The organism is Brevibacterium sp. Marseille-P9724, assembly GCF_902500275.1.
Taxonomy (GTDB): domain Bacteria; phylum Actinomycetota; class Actinomycetes; order Actinomycetales; family Brevibacteriaceae; genus Brevibacterium.
The window spans coordinates 1-19,259 of record NZ_LR722996.1 but is presented as its reverse complement, the minus strand read 5'-3'; the positions used below and the strand labels follow the sequence as shown (position 1 = coordinate 19,259).

The following is a 19,259-nucleotide window of genomic DNA, read 5'->3' as shown; positions in this document are numbered from 1 at the left end:
AAGATCCGAACGCGCAACGTGGGGATGTCGGCGTTTCGTTTCCTCGTGTTCCAGCCTGTCCGCTGGCTGAGAGGGATCAGCGGGCAGACAAGTACAGCAGATTATTGTGCCAGAAAAGACGGCGGCTTTCCACCGGGTTCACTTCGAGAAGCCGCCGAAGCCCTTGGGCAGCTTCGACAGGTCGAACTCTTCGTCGTCACCGAGGTCGATGCCCCCGAAGGCCGCACCCTGCTGGCTGGGTGCTTTGCCCTCGCGGCGCAGCTGCGCTTCGCGTTCCTGCTGGGCGCGCTTTGCGGGATTTCCGGACTTGCCCGCCCCGCTGCCCTTCTTCTTGCCACCGGACTTGCGGCGCTGCTTTCGGCCTGCGCCAGCCCCGGCGCCGGGCATTCCCGGCATGGCGGGCATTCCCGGCATCGACGGCATACCGCGGCCGCCGCCCATCTGCTTCATCATCTTCTGCATGGCGGCGAACTGCTCCATGAGCTGATTGACTCGGCTCACCTCAACACCGGCACCGCGAGCGATGCGCGCACGGCGCGACCCGTTGAGGATCTTGGGGTTGGCGCGTTCGGCCGGGGTCATCGAGCGGATGATCGCTTCGATGCGGTCGAATTCGCGTTCGTCGAACTGTTCGATCAGCTGCCGGTGCTGGGCCATGCCCGGGATCATGCCGAGCATCTTCTTCATCGAACCCATCTTGCGGATGGCGCCGATCTGCTTGAGGAAGTCCTCCAGGTCGAAGCCTCCGCCGGATTCGACCTTCTTGGCGAGCTTTTCAGCTTCTTTCTTGTCGAAGGTGCGCTCGGCCTGCTCGATGAGCGTCATGATGTCGCCCATGTCGAGGATCCGGTCGGCCATGCGGTCCGGGTGGAACTGTTCGAAGTCCTTCAGGCCTTCGCCGGTCGAGGCGAACATAATGGGCTTTCCGGTGACTTCGGCAACCGATAGGGCGGCACCGCCTCGGGAATCGCCGTCGAGCTTCGACAGGACGACACCGGTGAAGTCGACTCCTTCGAGGAAGGCTTCTGCGGTCTGGACTGCGTCCTGGCCGATCATGGCGTCGATGACGAACAGGACTTCGTCCGGGTTGACGGCGGCACGGATATCGGCGGCCTGCTGCATGAGCTCCTGGTCGATGCCCAGGCGTCCGGCGGTGTCGACGATGACCACGTCGTGCAGCTTCTGACGCGCTTCTTCGATTGAGTCCTTGGCAACTGCGACGGGGTCTCCCACCCCGTTGCCCGGCTGCGGTGCGTAGACGGGCACGCCTGCGCGACTGCCCATCACCTCAAGCTGGTTGACGGCGTTGGGCCGCTGGAGGTCACAGGCCACCAGCATGGGGCGGTGGCCCTCCGCGCGCAGCCAGTGGGCGAGTTTTCCGGCCAGCGTCGTCTTACCGGCACCCTGCAGACCGGCGAGCATGATGACCGTCGGCGGCTTCTTTGCGAACTCGAGCCGGCGGGTCTGTCCGCCCAGAATTCCCTTGAGCTCATCGCCGACGATCTTGACGACCTGCTGGCCGGGGTTGAGCGCCTGCGAAACCTCTTCCGAGAGCGCACGTTCGCGCACGCGCCCCGTGAAGGAGCGCACTACCGACAGCGCAACGTCAGCATCGAGAAGCGCGCGGCGAATTTCGCGGATAGTCGCATCGACATCGGCTTCCGTCAGGCGGCCTTTGCCGCGCAGATTGCGGAAAGTCGCTGTCAGGCGATCGGAAAGAGAGTTGAACACGGGTTCTGACTGCCTTCGTATGTGGACTGAAACTCAACAGACAAGGATAGACGATGCGCCGGTCCCGGCTTCTCAGCAGTGGCGCGCCGACCCCGGCTGTCCTCCAGCTGCGCGGCAGCCGGGAGCCTGTCAGGATTCGAGCAGAGCGTCGACAAAGCCCTCGGCGGTGAACGGCGCTAGGTCGTCTGCGCCTTCGCCCAGGCCGATGAGCTTGACGGGCACGCCGAGGGCGCGCTGAACGGCGACGACGATGCCGCCCTTTGCCGTCCCGTCGAGCTTGGTGAGGACAATGCCGGTGATGTCAACCGACTCGGCAAACACCTTGGCCTGCTGCATGCCGTTTTGGCCAGTGGTGGCGTCCAGGACGAGCAGCACCTCGTCGACGTCGTGGCCTTCGCCCAGGGGGCGGGTTGCTACGCGCTTGACCTTGCCGAGCTCATCCATGAGGTCGCGTTTGTTCTGCAGGCGACCGGCGGTGTCGATGACGACAACATCGGCGCCGTCGCGCTTGCCCTGTTCTACCGCGGCGTAGGCCACCGATGCGGGATCGGCGCCCTCTTCCCCGCGAACCGTTTCCACCCCGACGCGGTCACCCCACGTGGTGAGCTGTTCTGCCGCTGCCGCACGGAAGGTGTCTGCAGCTCCGAGCACAACCCTGCGGTCTTCGGCTACGAGAACGCGGGCGATTTTGCCGACGGTCGTCGTCTTTCCGGCACCGTTGACACCGACCACCAGCATGACGGCGGGGTCTCCGGCCTCGCGAGCGGCTTCGGAGCCAGCCACATTGAGCGTGCGGTCCATGGTCGGGTCAACGACTTTGATGAGCTCTTCGCGCAGCAGCGGCCGCAGGTGTTCGGGATCGCGTGTGCCCAGCACCCGCACCCTTTCACGCAGCGAGTCGACCAGTTCGGCGGTCGTGTCGACGCCGAGGTCGGCCATGATGAGGGCATCTTCGACGTCCTCCCAAGTCTGTTCGTCCAGGGTGTCCTGGGACAGCAGGGTCAGCAGACCTCGGCCGAAGACGTTGTTGGACTTGGCCAGTCGAGCACGCAGGCGGGCCAGGCGCGTGGTTGGTTCGGTGGGAGTTTCATACCGCCGCTCTTCTTCGACTTCGGCGGTGTCCTCAGTGAGATCCGGAACGTGTGCTGACGGGGTGCGCCGTTTGGTGCGCGCAGGGCCGAAGAGCACGAAGCCCGCGGCAATGAGAACAATGGCCAGAATGATGCCGACTGTGACAAGAGTGTCCATGGCACCCAATCTAGCGGAACAGAATCTGCAGCGTGGTGCTCAGCCCCGTGCCGGTATCCGGGACTTTCCAGTGCCGAGTGCGCGGACGCAGGGTCAGCAGGTTCGGTGCCGCATGGCGCCTGGGCTGCGGCACGAGCACGTAGTGGTGGTCGGCCATTGCGGTGACGGCCGCCTGTTCGCGCGTGGGGAGGTGAGCGGTTTCTTCCTCTGATCCGAAGAAGCCGTAGTCGTCGTAGCCGGTCCACGAGTGCGGCAGGCGGAAGCGCTGTGACGAACTGGGTTTGATTCGCCCTTCTTGGCGCAGGCTCGGCAGAGCCACGGCGAGCACGATGACGATGCCGAGCGTCAGGATGATCGCCAATCCGACGAGGAGTATGAGAAAGCTGGCCAGACCAGCCATCAGCACCCCGTGATCGGGCGGTTGCAGAACATGGGCAGAGGCTCCTTGACGGCGTATACGTGCATTTCTTAGAAGGCCAGCTTAGTGGGACCGAGCTGAGAGTTCTATTCAGGGATCGCCAGCGGCACCTCGAACACTGCTGACCAGCCTCTGTGAGACGACCTTGGAGATCCCGTCCCCGCCCATTGTGACGCCGTACAGCGCGTCGGCGATTTCCATGGTGCGCTTCTGGTGGGTGATGACGATCAGCTGTGAACTCTCCTGCAGCTCTTTGAAAACCCCGAGCAGTCTTGAGAGGTTGACGTCGTCGAGGGCTGCCTCGACTTCGTCCATGACGTAGAAGGGGCTGGGCCGGGCTTTGAAAATCGCCACGAGGATGGCAACTGCGACGAGCGACCGTTCCCCACCAGACAGCAGCGACAGCCTGCGAACCCGCTTCCCGGCCGGCCTGGCAAACACCTCGACCCCGGTTGTGAGCATGTCGTCTGGGTCTGTCAGCGACAGTGAGCCTTCGCCGCCGGGGAACAGCCGACTGAAGATATCGGTGAACTCCCGCGCAGTGTCGGCGAAGGCTTCCGCGAAGACCTCTTTGACGAGCTCGTCGATCTGGCTGACCATGCCGCGCAGATCCTCGCGGGTCTCTTCGATGTCGTTGATCTGCTTTTCCAGATAGTCGTGACGCTCCTGCAGCGCTGTGAACTCTTCGAGCGCCAGCGGGTTGACCTTGCCGATGCGCTTCATTTCGCGTTCGGCTTTTTTCTGCACGCCCTCCACTTCGGTGCGCACAAAGGGGCGGGTGGGCAGTTCGTCGCCGTCGACGTCCGCGGTGAAGTCCGGGACGTCGAGGTGGGGGCCGAACTGTTCTATGAGGTTCTGGGCTGACAGGCCGATTTCCTGTTCTGCTCGCCGGTTGAGCTCTTCGAGCCTGAGCACGAAGCGTTCGCGTTTGAGTGCCGCGGCGTGTTCGGCCTCTGCGAGTTTCGCCAGTTCCCCACGCTGTTCATCGAGGTTTTCGCGCAGCTTTTCAGCCTGTTCGCCGGCTGCGGTGCGGCTCTCCTGCAGCGCGGCGTGTTCGGCTTCGACGCTCTTTTCCCTTTCGGCCAGGTGCTGTGCGAGCTCTTCGGCCACCTCGCCTGCGGCCTGAGTTCTGTCCGCCAGAAGTTTCCGCGCCTGCTCTTCACGCTGCAGGCGTTCGCGCTCAGCCTGCTGGGCTCGGGCTTTGCGGCGCAGGCTGTCGATGCGATCGGCCAGGAAGCGCACGCGGTCATCGGCTGAGCGGGCTGCGATTCGGGCCTCCATGACCTCTTCGCCCAGCTGCGTGTGTTCTTGCGCCAAGCGGTCGCGGTCTTCGGTGCCGGGTTCGGCGTCAACCGTGTCGAGTCCTGCCAGTGCCGCCTGGGCCTTTTCGCGCTGTTCTTCGGCTTGGGTTTGTCGTTTGTCCAGCTGTGCGCTGCGTGCGTCGAGGCGCTCGACTTCGGCTTCGAGAAGCTGCACGCGTTCGGACGCTGCCGTGACGGCGCCCTGTGCCCGGATGATGCGCGCTTCTGCATCGCGCCGAGCTTCCTGAGCCCGCTGCTCCTGACTGCGGGCCTCCCGGAGGGCTTCGCGGAGCCTCTTGACTTCTTCGGCTGCCTCTGCGGCTGCCAGGGCGAGCTCGTCGATGCCGCCCTGAGCTTCGGCCAGCGCGTTGCGGGCTTCGGCGCGGGCGGCTTCCGCACGACCGGAACGGCGCACGCGGTGGGTCTCGATGACAGTGCCCGACCGGGTCACGCACGTCAGGTCGGGGTGTTCTTGCAGCAGGGCGAGCGCCTGCTCGGATTCTTCGACGATGACAGTGCGGCTGAGCACAGCGCGCAGTGCTGTGCGCAGTCCGAGGTTGGATGCGCTGACCACGTCAACGGCTCGCCGGGCGGAACCGATCGCGATCGGCTCTGGAGAACCCTCGTGAGAGTCGGCGCCGATGACGGTGTCGACGTCAGTGCTGCCGTCCGTGTTCTCCAGCAGCGCCAGCCCCGCCTGGTGGGTGTCTGCGAAGAGAGCTTGGGCGAAGGGGCCAAGCGCTGCCGCGGCGGCTGTTTCAAAGCCCGCTTCGATTTCGAGGAGGTCTTCCACTCGCCCGGTGACACCGTCGATTTCAAGGGCCAGAAGGTCATCTGCGGACGCCGAATGCGATGCGCTGATCTGCAGGGCCTCAATCCGGGCCTCCGTCTTGCGCAGCTCGCCGGTCAGTTCGGCGCTGCGGGTGTCGGCTTCGTCAACAGCGGCTTGGGCGCGAGCGGTCGCATCAGCTGCGGCCTGCACTGCGTCATCCACTCCGGTCTGTTCCTGTTCTAAATCGGCCACGGCGGCTTCTGCCCGCTGCGCTTCGGCGCGTGCGCTCTCGATGTCCGCCAAAAGCTTCTCGCGTGCAGGTGCGGCTTCGTCCTTTTCGCGAGAGATGCCCTCGAGTGCCCGCTGGGCGGTTTCGACATCAGATTCGAGTCCGGCCCGGATGCGGACCTTTTCGGCGATCTCCGCACGTGCGGCTTTCAGTGCTGCTTCCGCCGTGTCGAGTTTGCCGGAGATTTCGTTTCTGGCTTGGGCGAGCTCTTCGAGGCTCTGGGCCCGTCTGCTCTGCTGGTCTTCGGCGTCGCTGAGTTCACCGCGGAAGTGCTCGGCCCTCTCGAGGAGGGCTTCGGGCGCGTCGCCGCTGAGCTTCTGCGCGGGCGTGCGCAGAAACTCCACGCGGTCGCGGGCGCGGCCGGCTGCCGCTGTGGCTCGCGTGGCGGTCCGGCCGAGTCTGCGCAGCAGCTGGGCCAGCCGGTCGTTGTCCTGTTCTGCTTTCACTGCCGAAGCGCGTGCTTCGGCAATGTCCTGTTCGAGCTGTTCAATGCGCGCTTGCACGACCTGCCGCTGTTGGGATTCTTCCCGCGCGTTTCCCGTGTTCTGCAGCGCTGCCTGTGTTTGGACGATGTCGTCGGCCAGCAGGCGAGCACTTGCGTCGCGCAGCTCGGCCTGCACGGTCGCGGCCCGCTGTGCGGCACGTGCCTGTTTGCCCAGCGGACCCAGCTGCCGGGCCAGTTCTGCACGCAGGTCCTGCAGACGGTCGAGGTTGGTCTGCAGGCCGTTGAGTTTGCGGACGGCTTTTTCTTTGCGCCTGCGGTGTTTGAGAACGCCCGCGGCCTCTTCGATGATCCCGCGGCGCTCAAACGGATCGGCGTGCAGAACCTGGTCCAGCTGTCCCTGGCCGACGATCACGTGCATTTCTTTGCCCAGACCGGAATCGGACAGCAGCTCCTGAATATCCAGCAGGCGCGCCGGTGCGCCGTTGACGGCGTATTCGCTGCCGCCGGAGCGAAACAGCGTGCGGCTGATGGTGACTTCCGTGTAGTCGATCGGGATGGCCCCGTCGGCGTTGTCAATCGTCAGACTGACTTCGGCTCGGCCCAGCGCCTGCCGCTTCGAAGTGCCGGCGAAGATGACGTCCTCCATTTTTCCGCCTCGGAGGTTCTTCGCACCCTGTTCTCCCATGACCCACGCGAGCGCGTCGACGACGTTCGACTTGCCCGAACCGTTTGGTCCGACCACACACGTGATGCCCGGTTCGAGTTCGAGCCGGGTGGCAGACGCGAACGACTTGAAGCCGCGCATCGACAGGGTTTTGAGGAACATTCAGATCAGCATAGCCGCCAAACCGCCTCAAACCGCGTTTATGCCGCCGACAAGACTGGCCGCGCCTTCGTGCATTCCCCTGGCTTTGAGAATGTCGAGTGCCTGCAGCGAGCGCACACCGGCCTGACAGAACAGCACCGTCAGCGGCGCATCGGACTTCGGAAGCTGTGCCCCTTCCAGGAGAGCGCTGAGCGGAACACTGTGCGCTCCGGGAATGGTCCCTGCGGCGTATTCGCGGGCTTCGCGCACGTCGATCAGCAGGGTGGGCTGGCCTGCCCGCAGGCGCGCTTCGAGGGCGGCCGGGGTGATGACGGCGGCGGAGTCGAGGTGGTCGACCGGTGCCCGCTCCGGGTCAGCGGCAACGGTGAGGGTTCGCATTGTGCTGGCCAGCCCGTCATAGATGAGAACGGAGCCGAGTGCTGGTTCGCCCACGCCGGCCAGAAGCTTGATGGCCTCCATCGTCATCAGCGTCCCGATGATTCCCGGCAGCACCCCGATGACTCCGGCTTCCGCACACGTGGGTGTGGATCCGGCGTCAGGGGCTTCTGGGTAGAGGTCGCGGTAGGTGCCGGTCTTGCCCGCCCAGAAGACGCCCACCTGGCCCGAAAAGCGCAGCACCGATCCCTGGATGACGGGTTTGCGCAGCATTTCGCACGCATCGGAGATGAGGTAGCGGGAATCGAAGCTGTCGGTGCCGTCTATGACAAGGTCAGCATCCCGCAGCACGTGCAGGGCGTTCTTGGCTGTCAGCCGGTCGGTGTGCAGGGTCAGTTCGATTCCGGGGAACAAACCGCGGCACACATCGGCTGCAGATTCGGCTTTCAGCCTGCCGATGTCGGATTCGGAGTGGATGACCTGGCGGTGCAGATTGCTGCGTTCGACAACATCGTCATCAATGATTTCGAGGTGGCCAACCCCCGCGGCGGCCAAATACTGCATCACAGGCGCTCCGAGTCCTCCCGCACCGACAACCGCGACCCGAGACTTCAGCAGCCGGGCCTGGCCTTGTTCACCGAAGCCGGCCAGGCCCATCTGCCTGCGGAAACGCTCAGCATCCTCCGGTGTCAGTCCAAGCGGCGTGTTATCGCTCACTGCGTGACCCCCATTCCGCGGAATCCTTCGGCCGGATCATGGCCGGTGACAAGCCCGTCGAAGCTGCTCGATGCAACAGCACCGTGTCGGCGCGTGGGGATCCTGCCGGCGCTTCGGGCCCAGCCGCCGGCTTCGACGGCCAAGCGCATAGCCCTTGCCATGGCGACGGGGTCTTCTGCACGCGTGACCGCACTTGCCAGAAGAACAGCCGAGCAGCCCAACTCCATTGCCAGCGACGCCTCGGACGCGGTGCCGATCCCGGCGTCCAGCACAACGGGAACAGAGGCGCGCGAGCAGATGAGTTCGATGTTGTGCGGATTGAGAATGCCCAGACCGGACCCGATCGGGGCACCCAGCGGCATGACGGCCGCAGCCCCGGCGGATTCGAGCCGCTTGGCTACAGCCGGGTCGTCCGAGGTGTAGACGTAGGGTACGAAGCCGCGCTCGGCGAGCATTTCGGTGGCTTCCAGCGTTGCAATGACATCCGGCAGGAGGGTTTTTTCGTCTGCGATGACTTCAACTTTCACCAGCGGGGTTTCGCAGGCTTCCCGGGCGAGTTCGGCGGTGAGCACTGCGTCCGCCGCGGTGTAGCATCCGGCGGTGTTCGGCAGCACCTTGATGTCCAGGTCGGACAGCATGGCAAACAGCGAACCGGCTTCTGTGGGGCTGTAGCGGCGCATGGCGACGGTAGTCAGTTCGGTCCCGGACTCCTGCAGGGCGGCACGCAGGTTCGCGTGGTCGACTGCCCCGCCGGTTCCCATGATCAGCCGGGATGTCAGAGTGGTCGGTCCGATTGTCAGCGGCTGCACGTCAGCCTCCCTGCACTGCTGTGACGATGTCGATGACGGCACCGTCTTCTACTTCCGTTCGCACCCAGCGTGCGCGCGGCACGACAGCGCCGTTGAGTGCTGCCGCGATGCCCGGTCGGCTGCCGTCGGCGGGTGTTCCGTCGGCTTTGAGCTGCGTGTTGGTCGTGCGGGCCACGACGTCAAGCACCGTGAGCCTGCCTTCGAGTTCCTGCACTGTGCCGTTGACCGTGATGCTCATGGGATTTTTCCTTCCGGGTGGGTCTCGGCGGCCTGGGCCGCCAAGCGGGAAATATAAGGGGTCAAAAGGATTCCGTGGCGGGACAGTCCTCCTGCGACGACAACCGCCGAGGTGCCAGCGGGGTTCGCTTCCGGTCCTGCTGACGAGTGGCAGGGCACCTCGGTCCGTGTGACCACCGGCATGTCGTCTTCGGCTGTCGGGCGGGCGCGGGTTGTCACGTCAACGAGGTCGCAGTCGCGCAGACCGGGAACGACGGTGACGGCGTCAGCCAGGAGGTCTGCAACACTGCCCAGGTCGGTTTCAGGGCGGTCTTCGCGCACGGATGCGCCGATGACGATTTCGCCGTTTGCCCGCGGCACAATGTAGACGCTTCGGCCTGCGACCACGGCGCGGACTGTCCGCTGCACAAGCGGACCGAAGCGCAGGCGGCTGTCGGGGGTGCGCACGCGGATGACGTCTCCGTATACGGGGCGCAGGGTCGGCTTGGCATCTTCGGGCAGGCCCGCGATCCCGGCGATGCCCATGCCCGCTGCCACGACAGTCGTGTCGAATGGGTGCTGTCTGCCGTCGGCGGTTTCCACTGTCGCCCCGGCAATGCGGGTGACGCGCTGGCGGACCACGGGACTCGACTCCAGTGCGCCGAGCATGACCTCCATGAGCCGGCGAGGGTCGATGCGGAGGTCACCGGGGATTTCGGCTCCGGCTGCCAGGCCGGGCGCCAGACCGGACTCAAGGCGGGCGAGCCCGCTTCCGGGCAGGTGATTGAATGTCAGACCGCGTGCGGCGTAGGCCCGCTCCATCCGCTCAAGGTGTTCGCGATCTCCGGAGTCTGCTGCCACCAGGAGTGTTCCCGCAGTTTCAAAGCCGACAGCCTCCGGGGCAACACCGAGCATTTTCAGAAACTCCGGGTATTCCTCGAGGGCCTTCTGCATAGTCGGCAGCAGACCGTCCTGGCCGAACTGGACTTCGGCGACTGGGGCGAGCATGCCGGCGGCCGCATAAGATGCTCCCAACGCCGGTTCGGGGTCGAAGACAGTGATGTCATGACCGCGGCGCTTCAGCCGCACAGCTGTGGCGAGTCCGAGAATTCCCGCCCCGATGACCGCTGTCTTCACCATTCTCCTCACGTCGGCATGATCCGCTTCGAGTGCTGATGGTCGGCCGCTTCGCCCTCTCAGCCGGGCGTGTCCCGGCTCCCATGAACCGCCCTCAGAGTAAGCCGCCCGCGGTGACGGAGCAAAAGCTGAGGAAGCACCGCTGGCAAGGTCCGGAAGAAACAAGCCTCATTAAGAAATATGTAGGCTCTCCGCTTAAAAGCGTCGGCGGTCTTGCGAACACGTGTAGACTGCCTTTCGCGTACGCCGTACCGAAACTCCGCACATTCGGGGGATCTGGCACGGCACCAGGCACGGGCACGAACACTGAATCTGCAATGAAGTGGAGGCTTAATGACCAGCGATGTTGTTTTGACGGTTGAGGGGCTGACTGTCAAACACGGGTCTCAAACCGCTCTCGATGATTTTTCATTCACGCTGCAGCGGGGCGAGATTCTCGGCATTGTCGGTGCCAACGGCGCCGGCAAATCTACACTTCTGAAGGTTCTTTCCGGCGGCATCATCCCCGACGAGGGCACGATCACCCTCGCAGATGAGAAGTTCGCCCCGGAAACCGAAGCCGAGGCCCGAGCCATCGGCGTCGGCTACATCCCTCAGCGCATCTCGGTGGATGAGGACCAGACCGTCTACCACGCGATGTTCCGCACCTCGTACCTGTCGAAGCTCACGGATGAGGAAAAGCGCGCTGAAGCAACCCGCCTCCTGGAAGACAACGGGGTTGCCATCTCTGCTGACGAGCAGATGCGCGACCTTGTTCAGGCCGAGCGCACAATGGTGGAGATCCTGCGGCTGGCCAACGAGGAAACGGCCCTGATCCTGCTGGATGAGGTTTCTGCTTCCTTCAACGACCACGAAATCTCGCTGGTGCACGACCTCATCATCCGCCTGTCCAAGCAGGGCCGCGCCATCATCTATGTTTCCCACCGCCTGGACGAACTGCAGTCACTGTCGAACCGCATTGCAGTGATCAGAGACGGCAGGCTTCGCTCAATCCTGGTTCCCCGCGAAGCTGACCGCGACACGATCACAGTCGAAATCTTCGATACCGAAGCTCCCGTTCCCACCAAGAAGCGCGGCGAGATCGGCGATGAGATCCTGCGGTTCGAGGATGTCGCCCTCGACGACAAGCTCTCACCGACCACGTTCTCCCTCCACAAGGGTGAGATCTTCGGCATCACGGGACTGCGCCGATCCGGTGTGGAACAGCTGGCCGACATCATCAGCGGCAAGGCTGCCCACACCTCCGGCACGATTGTCGTCAACGGCGAAGAGAAGAGCTTCTCCAGCCCGGAAGATGCACTGCGGGCGGGAATCTTCACCCTGGGAGAAACTGACGGTCAGGTTGACTACGGCGAAGGCAATAACCTCGCGTCCGAGTACTCCAAAATCGACGAAGACGATCAGTCGTTCACCGACCAGGTCCAGAGCTTCAGGGAACTCGTCAGCACCCTCCAGGAGCTGCGGGTCAAAACTCCGAGCATTCACCGCAAGGTCGGCGAACTGTCCGGAGGCGACCAGCAGAAGCTCGCTGTCGCCAAGTCCCTGCACAGCGATGCGAACATCTTCGTGCTCAACCAGCCCACCCGCGGAGTTGACGAACTTTCGCGCCAGGCCGTGTACAAGCTCCTGGAAGAGGTCACCAGCCGCGGCAGCGCCTGCGTCCTGCTGTCATCCGATATCAGCGAACTGCTCGCCCTGAGCGACAGAGTCGCTGTTATGCGCGAAAACAGGCTCATCGGCCCGCACGAGACCGACAGCTTCACAGAAGACACAATCATGATGATCGCCCTGGGCTACACCCCGTTCCGCACAACAAGCAAGCGACGCTCGTCATCGAACACCGAAGAAACCGCCGAGGAGACCACCGACGCTGGTGTTCAAGGTGAGATTGAATGAGTTTCAACTTTCTTCGCCGCTCACCACAGCAGCGAGATGAAGTGCAGACTGACGAACCCTATGTGCCCGATATTTCACACGTGATGCAGACCCCGCCGAACTCAGATACCCCCACGCCAGCCTCTCCGCAGACCGGCCACCACTACGGCGCCCTACAGCCTCAGGTCGCTGCCGGTTCAAACTATCCAGTGCGGCCGTGGCAGGAAGAACCGCCGGGCCCCGGGCGCGCCTTTCACACCGACCTGGACGACTACGACGCCCCTGAATCTTTCGAAGTTGACTACCCAGACACTCCTGATGATCCCCCGCCAGTTGAAGCAGAAAGCGCCGACGACCCACCCCGCGACCATTTTGCGATAACCTTTGACAACGCAGGCGAACAGGATCTCCCAGCTGAGACCTACACCACCGAAAGCCCCGCAGAGGACCTTTCGGCCGAACCCACGCCGTTGTTCACTGAAGTGCGCGGTTATACTACTAGTGCCAATAACGAAGGACCTCAGTTCCTGCAGAGCTCTGAAGGAACTGAGCACTTCGACGATTCTTCTTCCGAGGAGACCGATCCTCGGTCAGAAACGAAAGAGAACACTATGTCAGCAAATATTCAGGCGTCGCTTCGCAGCCTCCTCGAAATCGAAGGCGCTACGGGTGCCGCAATCGTCGACATCGCCTCGGGCATGGAGCTTGGAACCGGCGGCAGCCCGAACTTTGACCTCAACGTCGCCGCTGCCGGCAACTCGAATGTTATTCGCGCAAAGCTTGCCACCATCGCCGACCTGGGCATCAACGAGCACATCGAAGACATCATGATTACGCTCGAATCGCAGTACCACCTGCTGAGCGTTCTCAACACTTCGGCAACAGAAGGCCTGTTCATCTACCTCGTCCTGGACCGCCGTCACGCGAACCTGGCACTCGCACGCCACAAGCTGCGCAAGCTTTCCGAGCAGATCTCAGTCTGATCCGAGGTTCAGCCCGAACTGCTTGAGCAAAAGGGCCTGTGGGAGCAGCGTCCGCTGTCCCCACAGGCCCTTTTGCTATCGGTTTTCGTATGGTTGCGGTTCAGTACCGCCGCTGCGGTTTCTGGCAGGCGGGACACCAGTGGGATGTGCGCCCGGCGATCGTGCTGCTGCGCACAGTTTCACCGCAGCGGGTACACGCGGTGCCGGCTTTTCCGTAGACGCCGAGGCTGCGGTCGAAATATCCCGATTCGACTCGTTTATGACCCTCACCAATGGCCAGTCGAGTCGTCATTCCAGTGGTGATTCGATAGGGACTCGACTCCCCTACGCGGGCTGGCTAGGCCGTCAGTGACGTGGTCGAGCGTACTGCTCCTCACATTCGACGAGCTCACGCTTCGGGCGTCACGAGCTCCGCCCTCGCCCAACGCGCGATCATCCGGAGTTGTGGATGCTCGCTCACGATCGCTCGCTGACGGTCTGCGGGCAGCCCGATCTCGTGCAGGAGATTCAGGATCACCACGCCCGTCGTCACCTCGACGACGGCGACGAGCTCGTCGAACTCGTGCCTGGGGGTGCGTCCCTCGTGAGCCAGGTCGTTGCGGGCCTTTACCGTCCTGCTGGCCCATCGTTCAACATCAGGAACGAGCACCGACACCGCCTCCTGGTCAGGCCGATTGACAAGAGCCTCGAGCCGGTCGCGGAGAGTCATGTCGTTGCGGATCGCGGACTTGAGCCGCTCCCGCTGATCCTCCGGAGCGACCTCAAGCATCGCCTCGCGCATCTTTTTGAACTCAGCGTTCGGCATCGGGAGCTCTTCGATTCCGAGCGCCCGATGGAGGGCTTCGGCAGCGCCGACCGCCATGAGAAGACGGCTCTCGACGTACTGCGCTGGCGCGTACAGGAGCGCCAAGATCAGGTCCGTCGAGGCCCGGAGGCGATTATGCACCGCACACCATCGCGGGACGATCTCCTGGAAGGGGATGTCACTGCAGGTGAAGAACACTCTGCGGTGCTCGATGGCCTTTGCATCCCGCTCCCCCACGGCGGCGGGCGAGTAGAGCACCTCGACATAACGCTCCATCGGATGCCGTTCGGCCCCCGGCCCGTCTGCCTTCAGTTTCAGCCGCAGCCAGATCACCCCGGCAGCACGATGGGTCGCGAGCGAGATCAGGTCCTGCAGAGACTTCGCGGACGCAAGCGCTTCCTCGAAGGAGCACGCGTCCGGCGGAGCGATCTGCAGGAAGACCGTGTCGCGGATCCGCGCGGTCGTTCTCCCGCGAAGCTCGTCGACGTACGGAGGATTGCGAAGATGCTCGAGTGAGTACTCGGTGCCGTCGACCAGGACCGACGTCGATTCCAGCGGCTTCGCACTGATAGAGCCGCTGCCATCGAACGGCGTCCCGCCTGGGCCGCCGATCGACGACGAGAAGACCCCGTCTGCCGCCCAACGACCGACGTCCTCGACGGAGATCTGAAGTCCTTCGAACAGTGCAGCTTCCGTGTTCGCCGCGTGGACGCCGATCAGCGCGGATTGAGCCGAAACCACCTGCTTGTCGGGGCTCTTCACCCGCGCGCCGAAGGATCGGTTCGTGCTCGTCGGGATGCACCCAAGGAGGGTGATCTCCCTCTTCTCAGCGACGCCGAGTATGACGTCCCACGACCGTGTGCCTTCATGCACATGCATCACGCCTGGTCGGGGCGACGTCATGACCCGGTCCTCGAAGGTGCCGATCAACGTTAGTTCCGCACCGCCGTCGCGGTCGTATCGCAGCACGCCCGGGACACGCTCATCCGGCGCGTCGGGCAACCACCACAGCCCAGACCACTCGTGGGAATCGACCAGATGCAGCGGCTCGGTCGGCATATGCGTCCCCCCCTACAAGACTGATGCCCCGGGGGTCCGGGCCAGGAGGCCCGGACCCCCGGGGCATACGCCTTCGATTCTAGCAGTGCGGGCTGCTCAGCCCGCCTGGCGAGACTTCACGAAGATACCCCTGTAGGCACCCCCACGGCCTCCCCGCCGACCCTACGTCTCGTCCGCTTCGCCTGCTTCTCTGCAAGATGATCGTGAAGCCCTTACGCAGAGCGCTCTCCTGGCCGCGTGTCAGCGGCTGAGCGGTGGCTCGGATCCTTCGAACATGCTCCTCCCGAGCCGCGTGACCGAACACCTTGTCGAGCTCAGAGACCCAGACCCAAGCCTTAACCGTGTGCCGCCCATCGCGAGCCGTGGACGCTTCTATGCGCGCCGTCAGAACCCCAACCTTGATCCGTCGGCAAATGGCCTGCGGGCTACATGACTCGCGATCTGCAACCGCGGAGATGTTGCCCCACTCGTCGCTCGACCCCATGCCCTACTCGCTCCTTCGCATTGCCCGGAGCCTGACACAACCGCGATCACCCCGGACCGACTAATGTGACTCACAGTCCGTGGACTCATGGTCATCGTAGCGAAACCGTTGAGATAAGAGGGAGTCCGCGCACCGCATCGCATTCGGCGAGCATCTCAGCGAACTCTGCCAGGAGCAAGGCTGGGCCTCACAGGAGGCCTTCGCCCACCACGTCAGTCTCGACCGCACCTACAAAGCGGCCTGGAGCGTAGCCGTCGCAACCCAACGCTCGACATCATCTTCAAGCTCGCTCACGGGCTCGATGTCTCCCCCGCGGAGCTCCTCGCGACCACCAACTGAATGCTCGCGCCTTGGGAGGCCCGTTCAGCCACGAAGCTCTGCTGCGGGATGAGGCATCCTTTCGTTCATCAACCCCGAGGACCAAGGGATTCCAGGTGGTACTCGAAATGGAACATGTACGTTGCGTCGTAGTCGTGCCCGTACGAACCAGCGCCTCGCCCCATGACCTCGGCGAATGACGCGGGTCTCACACCCAACGCTCCCTTCTACGAATCGTTATTGGTTGAGATCGGTACGTCGATGGCATCACGCGCGACAACGATGCCGTCCTTGAGGATGTAGCACTCGACGACGTGGTCGCCGCGAAAGTTCGTCTGCTCATGTCTGGTGCCCGGACGGCTCGACGGAACGATCTGACCACGGATTTTGTTGCGCCGCTCGGCCTCGTAGCCCTGGTTCAGTACCTTCCACTTGACCTCGTACGGCTCGGGCACCGTGCACTCGACGATGATGAAGTCGAGCCCCTTTCGAGCAAGGAGTGGAGTCTTGTCTCGAAGCATCGTCCGCAGCAACATTGTGCGGAATCCGTTCTGCGTGACCTTGCAGTCGATGGCTACCGAATACGCGATGTCGACCGGATAGAGGTGCTCGACGAACTCCTCCGTGTCGTCGAACGTGCGATCAGTCTTCGTGTCGGCCAGCGGCACCGCCGTACCGAACACTTCACGCCACTTCCTGTTCGCGGCGGCCTTCCCCTCCAGTTCGATCGCTTCGAGGCACCGGCTGTAGGCCTTCTTGGCTTTCGGTTGGAACCGCGCCTTCACAGCCACCCATTGCTTGCTGCCGAGGGCAAGGTAGCGCTCTTGGTTCGGCTCGTTCGCGAGAAACTCAAAGAAGTCGCGGACCATGAAGTCGAACCAGAGCGGCCCCTTGTCGTCGTACTCGCTCGTTGTCGAAAAGAACCGGTGGACGAGGGTGTCTATGAGCAGGCCACCCATGGCTACACCGTTCGCATCCTTCCATGCCCGCGCCATCCGAGCCAGGTGCCGCATGTTGTTCGACGTGCGGTCGTTGCACTCCTTCGTCGCAGCGATCTCGTCGTGCGGCTTCGTGAGCTTCCAACCTTCAGATTTCGTGTCCGGGTAGTCGAAGCTGCCATCGGCGTTCTCGAACGCCGGCTGCACTTCGAACTTGAACTTGTTGGTCGTGAATTGCACGCGCGCGACGCACTGGTCGACGCGTACGTCGGTGTTCGGATACCGCTTCGTCAGAACGTCACGGACCCGGTTCAGAACTCGCCGTGGTCCGTTCTCGTCGTCATAGCTCGAGCGCAGACCACTAGGGAGAATGAAAATCAGGTCAAGGTCCGAGACGCTGCGGATCGCAGTGTGCCGGCCGTAGGAGCCGACCATCAGGCGGTGCGCCGTGGAGCCCTCGATCGACCGGAAGTCCTCGTTCAGAGCCTTGATGATCGCATCGCGGCGCATGGCGATCGTCGTGCTGGCGTCGCCGACCTTCAGGTTCTCGAGCAACTGACCGAAGATCTCAGAGACCTTCATCCTCGCGAGTCCTCCTCATTCATTCGGAGCTTCTCGGGAAGGAACGGGTCGATCTCGTCGGACGTGAACGTGAGCTCTTCCCTCTTTTTCAGTCCGCCGGTTGCCTTGTCGAATGCCTTCTTCCACGTTCGTGGTGCTGTGGCGTACACGACACGGGCCGCCTCTTGAAGTTCGTCTCGGCGCGCGCGAGCATCAGTTGTGGAGACCGCGCCCGACATGAGGTCTGTGATCAGCGACAGGTAGGACTCACGGACATCCCAGAGCTTCGAAGCCGCGTCACGGTGTGCCTCGGCCTCCTCGTGGAACCTGAACGTCTTGGTGCTGAGGCTGAGGGCGGAAACCAAAAGCGCGGCGAACGACGTCGCGAGGCCCGCCAGCTCAGGGTTGACAGTCGCCCCCAGTACTGCGGCGAGGAAAGTCCCCGAGCTGGCCGCGGTGAGCGCAACGAGGACACCCTGCTGCACGCGGTGCCTCTTAAAACAGAGGTCCGCCTGTTTCTCGTGCGTCTTGTGGCTGTACACAACACGGCCGTAGGCCTCCCGCACCTGGGCGAGCAGATGATCATCGGGGCCGACCTCGGCGGACTGTCCATCTGTCATGTCTCTCCGTTCATACTCTCCACGGACGTGTCTCCGCTGACGACCGCTTCGAGGAGAGGCGACAGGGCATGAGTTTTGGCTAGCGTGGTGATCTGCGCGCGACCAGCCAGAAACATCTTCCGGGCCATCACCCCACCTCCGTGTTGTCACTTCGAACACTAGAACGAGCCACTGACATCGAACTCGCACGTCGACCGTCGCGCTTCGAATAGATCAGTAGTCGTTCGCGAGACCCGACTCGTACAGCGCCTTTGCGCTATGCGCATCACGAATGGCCTGGCGCACGGATGCTTTCGTGATGTCCAGGACCCGAAGTGTTCCACCCGTCTCAGCGACCGATTCAATACGTCGGAAGTCGCCGGGGAATCGCTCGGCGAACTCTGCGAGGCCTCGCAACTTCGGCAAGGCGTCCGACATGTGGTGTCCGTGCGGGTCGACGAGATCGGCCACGACCTTCCCGTCGCGGGACGTGGGTGTGGTACCGCGTCACGCCGTTGGGTCACAGCGCGGCTCTGGCGTTGGACGAAATCTGCGCCCCGAATGGAAAGGATCGGAAGTGAAGAAGCACTCAGTGCTGTTCGTGTGTGTGCACAACGCGGGCAGGTCTCAGATGGCCGCGGGGTGGCTGCGTGCACTGAGCCCGAACTTCGAGGTTCGTTCGGCAGGCTCGGCGCCTGCCGCTGAAATCAATCCCGCTGCAGTCGAAGCTATGCGTGAGGTCGGGATCGATATCGCCGGCCAGCAGCCGAAAAGACTCAGCGAGAACGACGTGGCAGAGTCTGATGTTGTCATCACGATGGGATGCGGCGACACCTGCCCCATCTTCCCGGGAAAACGGTATGAGGACTGGCAGGTCGATGATCCCGCCGGCCAGTCGTTGGAGTTCGTTCGAGCAGTTCGCGACGACATCCGCCAGCGGGTGGAAGCGCTCATCGCCGAATTCACGTGAGCCACCGGGCCGCTCAGGGCAGGCCGGTGGTGTCATTACCGCCGCTGGGCATTCTGGCACCCGGGGCACCAATGGGATGTGCGTCCGGCGATCGTGCTGCTCCGCACACTTTCCCCACAGCGAGTACAGGGGCTGCCCGCCTTCCCGTATACGCCAAGGCTGCGGTCGAAGTATCCCGATTCGCCATTGAGTTGACGTACAGCTCGTCGAAGCTCGTTCCTCCAGCCTCGATGGCCGCGCAGGCAGGCCCTGCGGACGCTGCGGGGCGACCGTTCGGCGCAGCGCCGTCGCAGGACGCTCATCCCACTGGTGTCCCGCCTGCCAGAAGCCCCAGCGGCTGCGCTGAGCGGCCGAGCCTGCTGCGGGCTCGGCCGGCTGTCGCG

At 63.5% G+C, this 19,259-nt stretch carries 18 protein-coding genes, 2 pseudogenes and 1 riboswitch; of the genes and pseudogenes, 5 read left to right on the top strand and 15 right to left on the bottom strand.

The window, feature by feature from the left end; genetic code table 11:
• Window positions 1–138: 138 nt before the first annotated feature.
• The 8 genes from ffh to GC119_RS08310 all read right to left on the bottom strand — a co-directional run bounded on the left by ffh (window position 139) and on the right by GC119_RS08310 (window position 10,287).
• Window positions 139–1,731 (bottom strand): signal recognition particle protein, encoded by a 1,593-nt coding sequence (gene ffh / locus GC119_RS08345; RefSeq protein ID WP_151952890.1) that lies wholly within the window; start codon window positions 1,729–1,731, stop codon window positions 139–141.
• Between the two features lie 129 nt (window positions 1,732–1,860).
• Window positions 1,861–2,979, bottom strand: a complete 1,119-nt coding sequence (gene ftsY, locus GC119_RS08340) for a signal recognition particle-docking protein FtsY (RefSeq protein ID WP_151952889.1) — start codon at window positions 2,977–2,979, stop codon at window positions 1,861–1,863.
• A gap of 10 nt (window positions 2,980–2,989) precedes the next feature.
• Entirely contained in the window at window positions 2,990–3,379 is a 390-nt protein-coding gene (locus tag GC119_RS08335; protein WP_193215642.1) for a hypothetical protein, read from the bottom strand.
• A gap of 108 nt (window positions 3,380–3,487) precedes the next feature.
• Window positions 3,488–7,030, bottom strand: a complete 3,543-nt coding sequence (gene smc, locus GC119_RS08330; RefSeq protein ID WP_151952887.1) for a chromosome segregation protein SMC — start codon at window positions 7,028–7,030, stop codon at window positions 3,488–3,490.
• A 27-nt stretch (window positions 7,031–7,057) separates the two neighbouring features.
• A complete protein-coding gene (locus GC119_RS08325) occupies window positions 7,058–8,122 on the bottom strand; it encodes a ThiF family adenylyltransferase (RefSeq protein ID WP_070777649.1) in 1,065 nt (354 codons plus the stop codon).
• Window positions 8,119–8,931 (bottom strand): thiazole synthase, encoded by an 813-nt coding sequence (locus GC119_RS08320; protein WP_083304123.1) that lies wholly within the window; start codon window positions 8,929–8,931, stop codon window positions 8,119–8,121. Before GC119_RS08320 ends, GC119_RS08325 begins: the two co-directional genes overlap by 4 nt.
• A 1-nt stretch (window position 8,932) precedes the next feature.
• Window positions 8,933–9,169, bottom strand: a complete 237-nt coding sequence (gene thiS / locus GC119_RS08315; RefSeq protein ID WP_151952886.1) for a sulfur carrier protein ThiS — start codon at window positions 9,167–9,169, stop codon at window positions 8,933–8,935.
• Complete coding sequence (locus GC119_RS08310; protein WP_151952885.1) at window positions 9,166–10,287, bottom strand: FAD-dependent oxidoreductase; 1,122 nt, start codon at window positions 10,285–10,287, stop codon at window positions 9,166–9,168. Before GC119_RS08310 ends, thiS begins: the two co-directional genes overlap by 4 nt.
• Window positions 10,273–10,379: riboswitch (TPP riboswitch) on the bottom strand. Its footprint overlaps the gene before it by 15 nt.
• Before the next feature lie 238 nt (window positions 10,380–10,617).
• On the opposite strand from GC119_RS08310, the gene GC119_RS08305 reads away from it, so the two are divergent.
• Together GC119_RS08305 and GC119_RS11080 are read left to right on the top strand one after the other, a co-directional pair.
• The gene (locus GC119_RS08305; RefSeq protein ID WP_151952884.1) at window positions 10,618–12,180 is read left to right on the top strand and encodes an ATP-binding cassette domain-containing protein; all 1,563 of its coding nucleotides are present in this window, start codon (window positions 10,618–10,620) and stop codon (window positions 12,178–12,180) included.
• Window positions 12,177–13,142: a roadblock/LC7 domain-containing protein gene (locus GC119_RS11080; RefSeq protein WP_226829372.1), complete on the top strand. Its 966-nt coding sequence runs from the start codon at window positions 12,177–12,179 to the stop codon at window positions 13,140–13,142. Before GC119_RS08305 ends, GC119_RS11080 begins: the two co-directional genes overlap by 4 nt.
• Window positions 13,143–13,242: 100 nt before the next feature.
• On the opposite strand, the gene GC119_RS11275 is transcribed toward GC119_RS11080, so the two are convergent.
• Together GC119_RS11275 and GC119_RS08290 are read right to left on the bottom strand one after the other, a co-directional pair.
• Window positions 13,243–13,434 (bottom strand): zinc finger domain-containing protein, encoded by a 192-nt coding sequence (locus tag GC119_RS11275; RefSeq protein ID WP_370919386.1) that lies wholly within the window; start codon window positions 13,432–13,434, stop codon window positions 13,243–13,245.
• A gap of 96 nt (window positions 13,435–13,530) precedes the next feature.
• Entirely contained in the window at window positions 13,531–15,006 is a 1,476-nt protein-coding gene (locus GC119_RS08290) for a HEPN domain-containing protein (RefSeq protein WP_151952883.1), read from the bottom strand.
• A gap of 625 nt (window positions 15,007–15,631) precedes the next feature.
• Between GC119_RS08290 and GC119_RS11270 the strand changes: the two genes are divergently transcribed.
• Window positions 15,632–15,829 carry a helix-turn-helix domain-containing protein gene (locus tag GC119_RS11270; RefSeq protein WP_141759580.1) on the top strand — a complete coding sequence of 66 codons (198 nt, stop codon included), beginning with the start codon at window positions 15,632–15,634 and terminating at the stop codon, window positions 15,827–15,829.
• Between the two features lie 68 nt (window positions 15,830–15,897).
• Here the strand turns inward: GC119_RS11270 and GC119_RS11190 are convergent, their stop codons facing one another.
• The 4 genes from GC119_RS11190 to GC119_RS08270 all read right to left on the bottom strand — a co-directional run bounded on the left by GC119_RS11190 (window position 15,898) and on the right by GC119_RS08270 (window position 18,377).
• Window positions 15,898–16,020, bottom strand: a complete 123-nt coding sequence (locus GC119_RS11190) for a hypothetical protein (protein ID WP_256278268.1) — start codon at window positions 16,018–16,020, stop codon at window positions 15,898–15,900.
• Window positions 16,021–16,035: 15 nt separating this feature from the next.
• Window positions 16,036–17,328, bottom strand: coding sequence for a nucleotide-binding domain-containing protein (locus GC119_RS08280; RefSeq protein WP_070574087.1), 1,293 nt, complete (start codon window positions 17,326–17,328; stop codon window positions 16,036–16,038).
• Window positions 17,325–17,927, bottom strand: a complete 603-nt coding sequence (locus GC119_RS08275; protein WP_070574084.1) for an SLATT domain-containing protein — start codon at window positions 17,925–17,927, stop codon at window positions 17,325–17,327. Before GC119_RS08275 ends, GC119_RS08280 begins: the two co-directional genes overlap by 4 nt.
• Window positions 17,928–18,140: 213 nt before the next feature.
• On the bottom strand, window positions 18,141–18,377 hold the full coding sequence (locus GC119_RS08270) for a hypothetical protein (protein WP_070574081.1): 237 nt from the start codon (window positions 18,375–18,377) through the stop codon (window positions 18,141–18,143).
• Between the two features lie 106 nt (window positions 18,378–18,483).
• Between GC119_RS08270 and GC119_RS08265 the strand changes: the two genes are divergently transcribed.
• Window positions 18,484–18,876: an arsenate reductase ArsC gene (locus tag GC119_RS08265; protein ID WP_226829370.1), complete on the top strand. Its 393-nt coding sequence runs from the start codon at window positions 18,484–18,486 to the stop codon at window positions 18,874–18,876.
• Between the two features lie 35 nt (window positions 18,877–18,911).
• Here GC119_RS08265 and GC119_RS08260 read toward each other — a convergent pair.
• Window positions 18,912–19,111: pseudogene (locus tag GC119_RS08260) on the bottom strand (zinc finger domain-containing protein); the annotation flags it as partial.
• Window positions 19,112–19,135: 24 nt separating this feature from the next.
• Here GC119_RS08260 and GC119_RS08255 point away from each other — a divergent pair.
• Window positions 19,136–19,222: pseudogene (locus tag GC119_RS08255) on the top strand (zinc finger domain-containing protein); the annotation flags it as partial.
• Between the last annotated feature and the right edge of the window lie 37 nt (window positions 19,223–19,259).

Coding starts and splice junctions, on each gene's coding strand:
- GC119_RS08310 (WP_151952885.1), bottom strand. CDS start 10,287: ATGGTGAAGACAGCGGTCATCGGGGCGGGAATTCTCGGACTCGCCACA.
- GC119_RS08275 (WP_070574084.1), bottom strand. CDS start 17,927: ATGACAGATGGACAGTCCGCCGAGGTCGGCCCCGATGATCATCTGCTC.
- smc (WP_151952887.1), bottom strand. CDS start 7,030: ATGTTCCTCAAAACCCTGTCGATGCGCGGCTTCAAGTCGTTCGCGTCT.
- GC119_RS11275 (WP_370919386.1), bottom strand. CDS start 13,434: ATGACGACTCGACTGGCCATTGGTGAGGGTCATAAACGAGTCGAATCG.
- thiS (WP_151952886.1), bottom strand. CDS start 9,169: ATGAGCATCACGGTCAACGGCACAGTGCAGGAACTCGAAGGCAGGCTC.
- ftsY (WP_151952889.1), bottom strand. CDS start 2,979: ATGGACACTCTTGTCACAGTCGGCATCATTCTGGCCATTGTTCTCATT.
- GC119_RS08305 (WP_151952884.1), top strand. CDS start 10,618: ATGACCAGCGATGTTGTTTTGACGGTTGAGGGGCTGACTGTCAAACAC.
- GC119_RS08280 (WP_070574087.1), bottom strand. CDS start 17,328: ATGAAGGTCTCTGAGATCTTCGGTCAGTTGCTCGAGAACCTGAAGGTC.
- GC119_RS11080 (WP_226829372.1), top strand. CDS start 12,177: ATGAGTTTCAACTTTCTTCGCCGCTCACCACAGCAGCGAGATGAAGTG.
- GC119_RS08290 (WP_151952883.1), bottom strand. CDS start 15,006: ATGCCGACCGAGCCGCTGCATCTGGTCGATTCCCACGAGTGGTCTGGG.
- GC119_RS08335 (WP_193215642.1), bottom strand. CDS start 3,379: ATGGCTGGTCTGGCCAGCTTTCTCATACTCCTCGTCGGATTGGCGATC.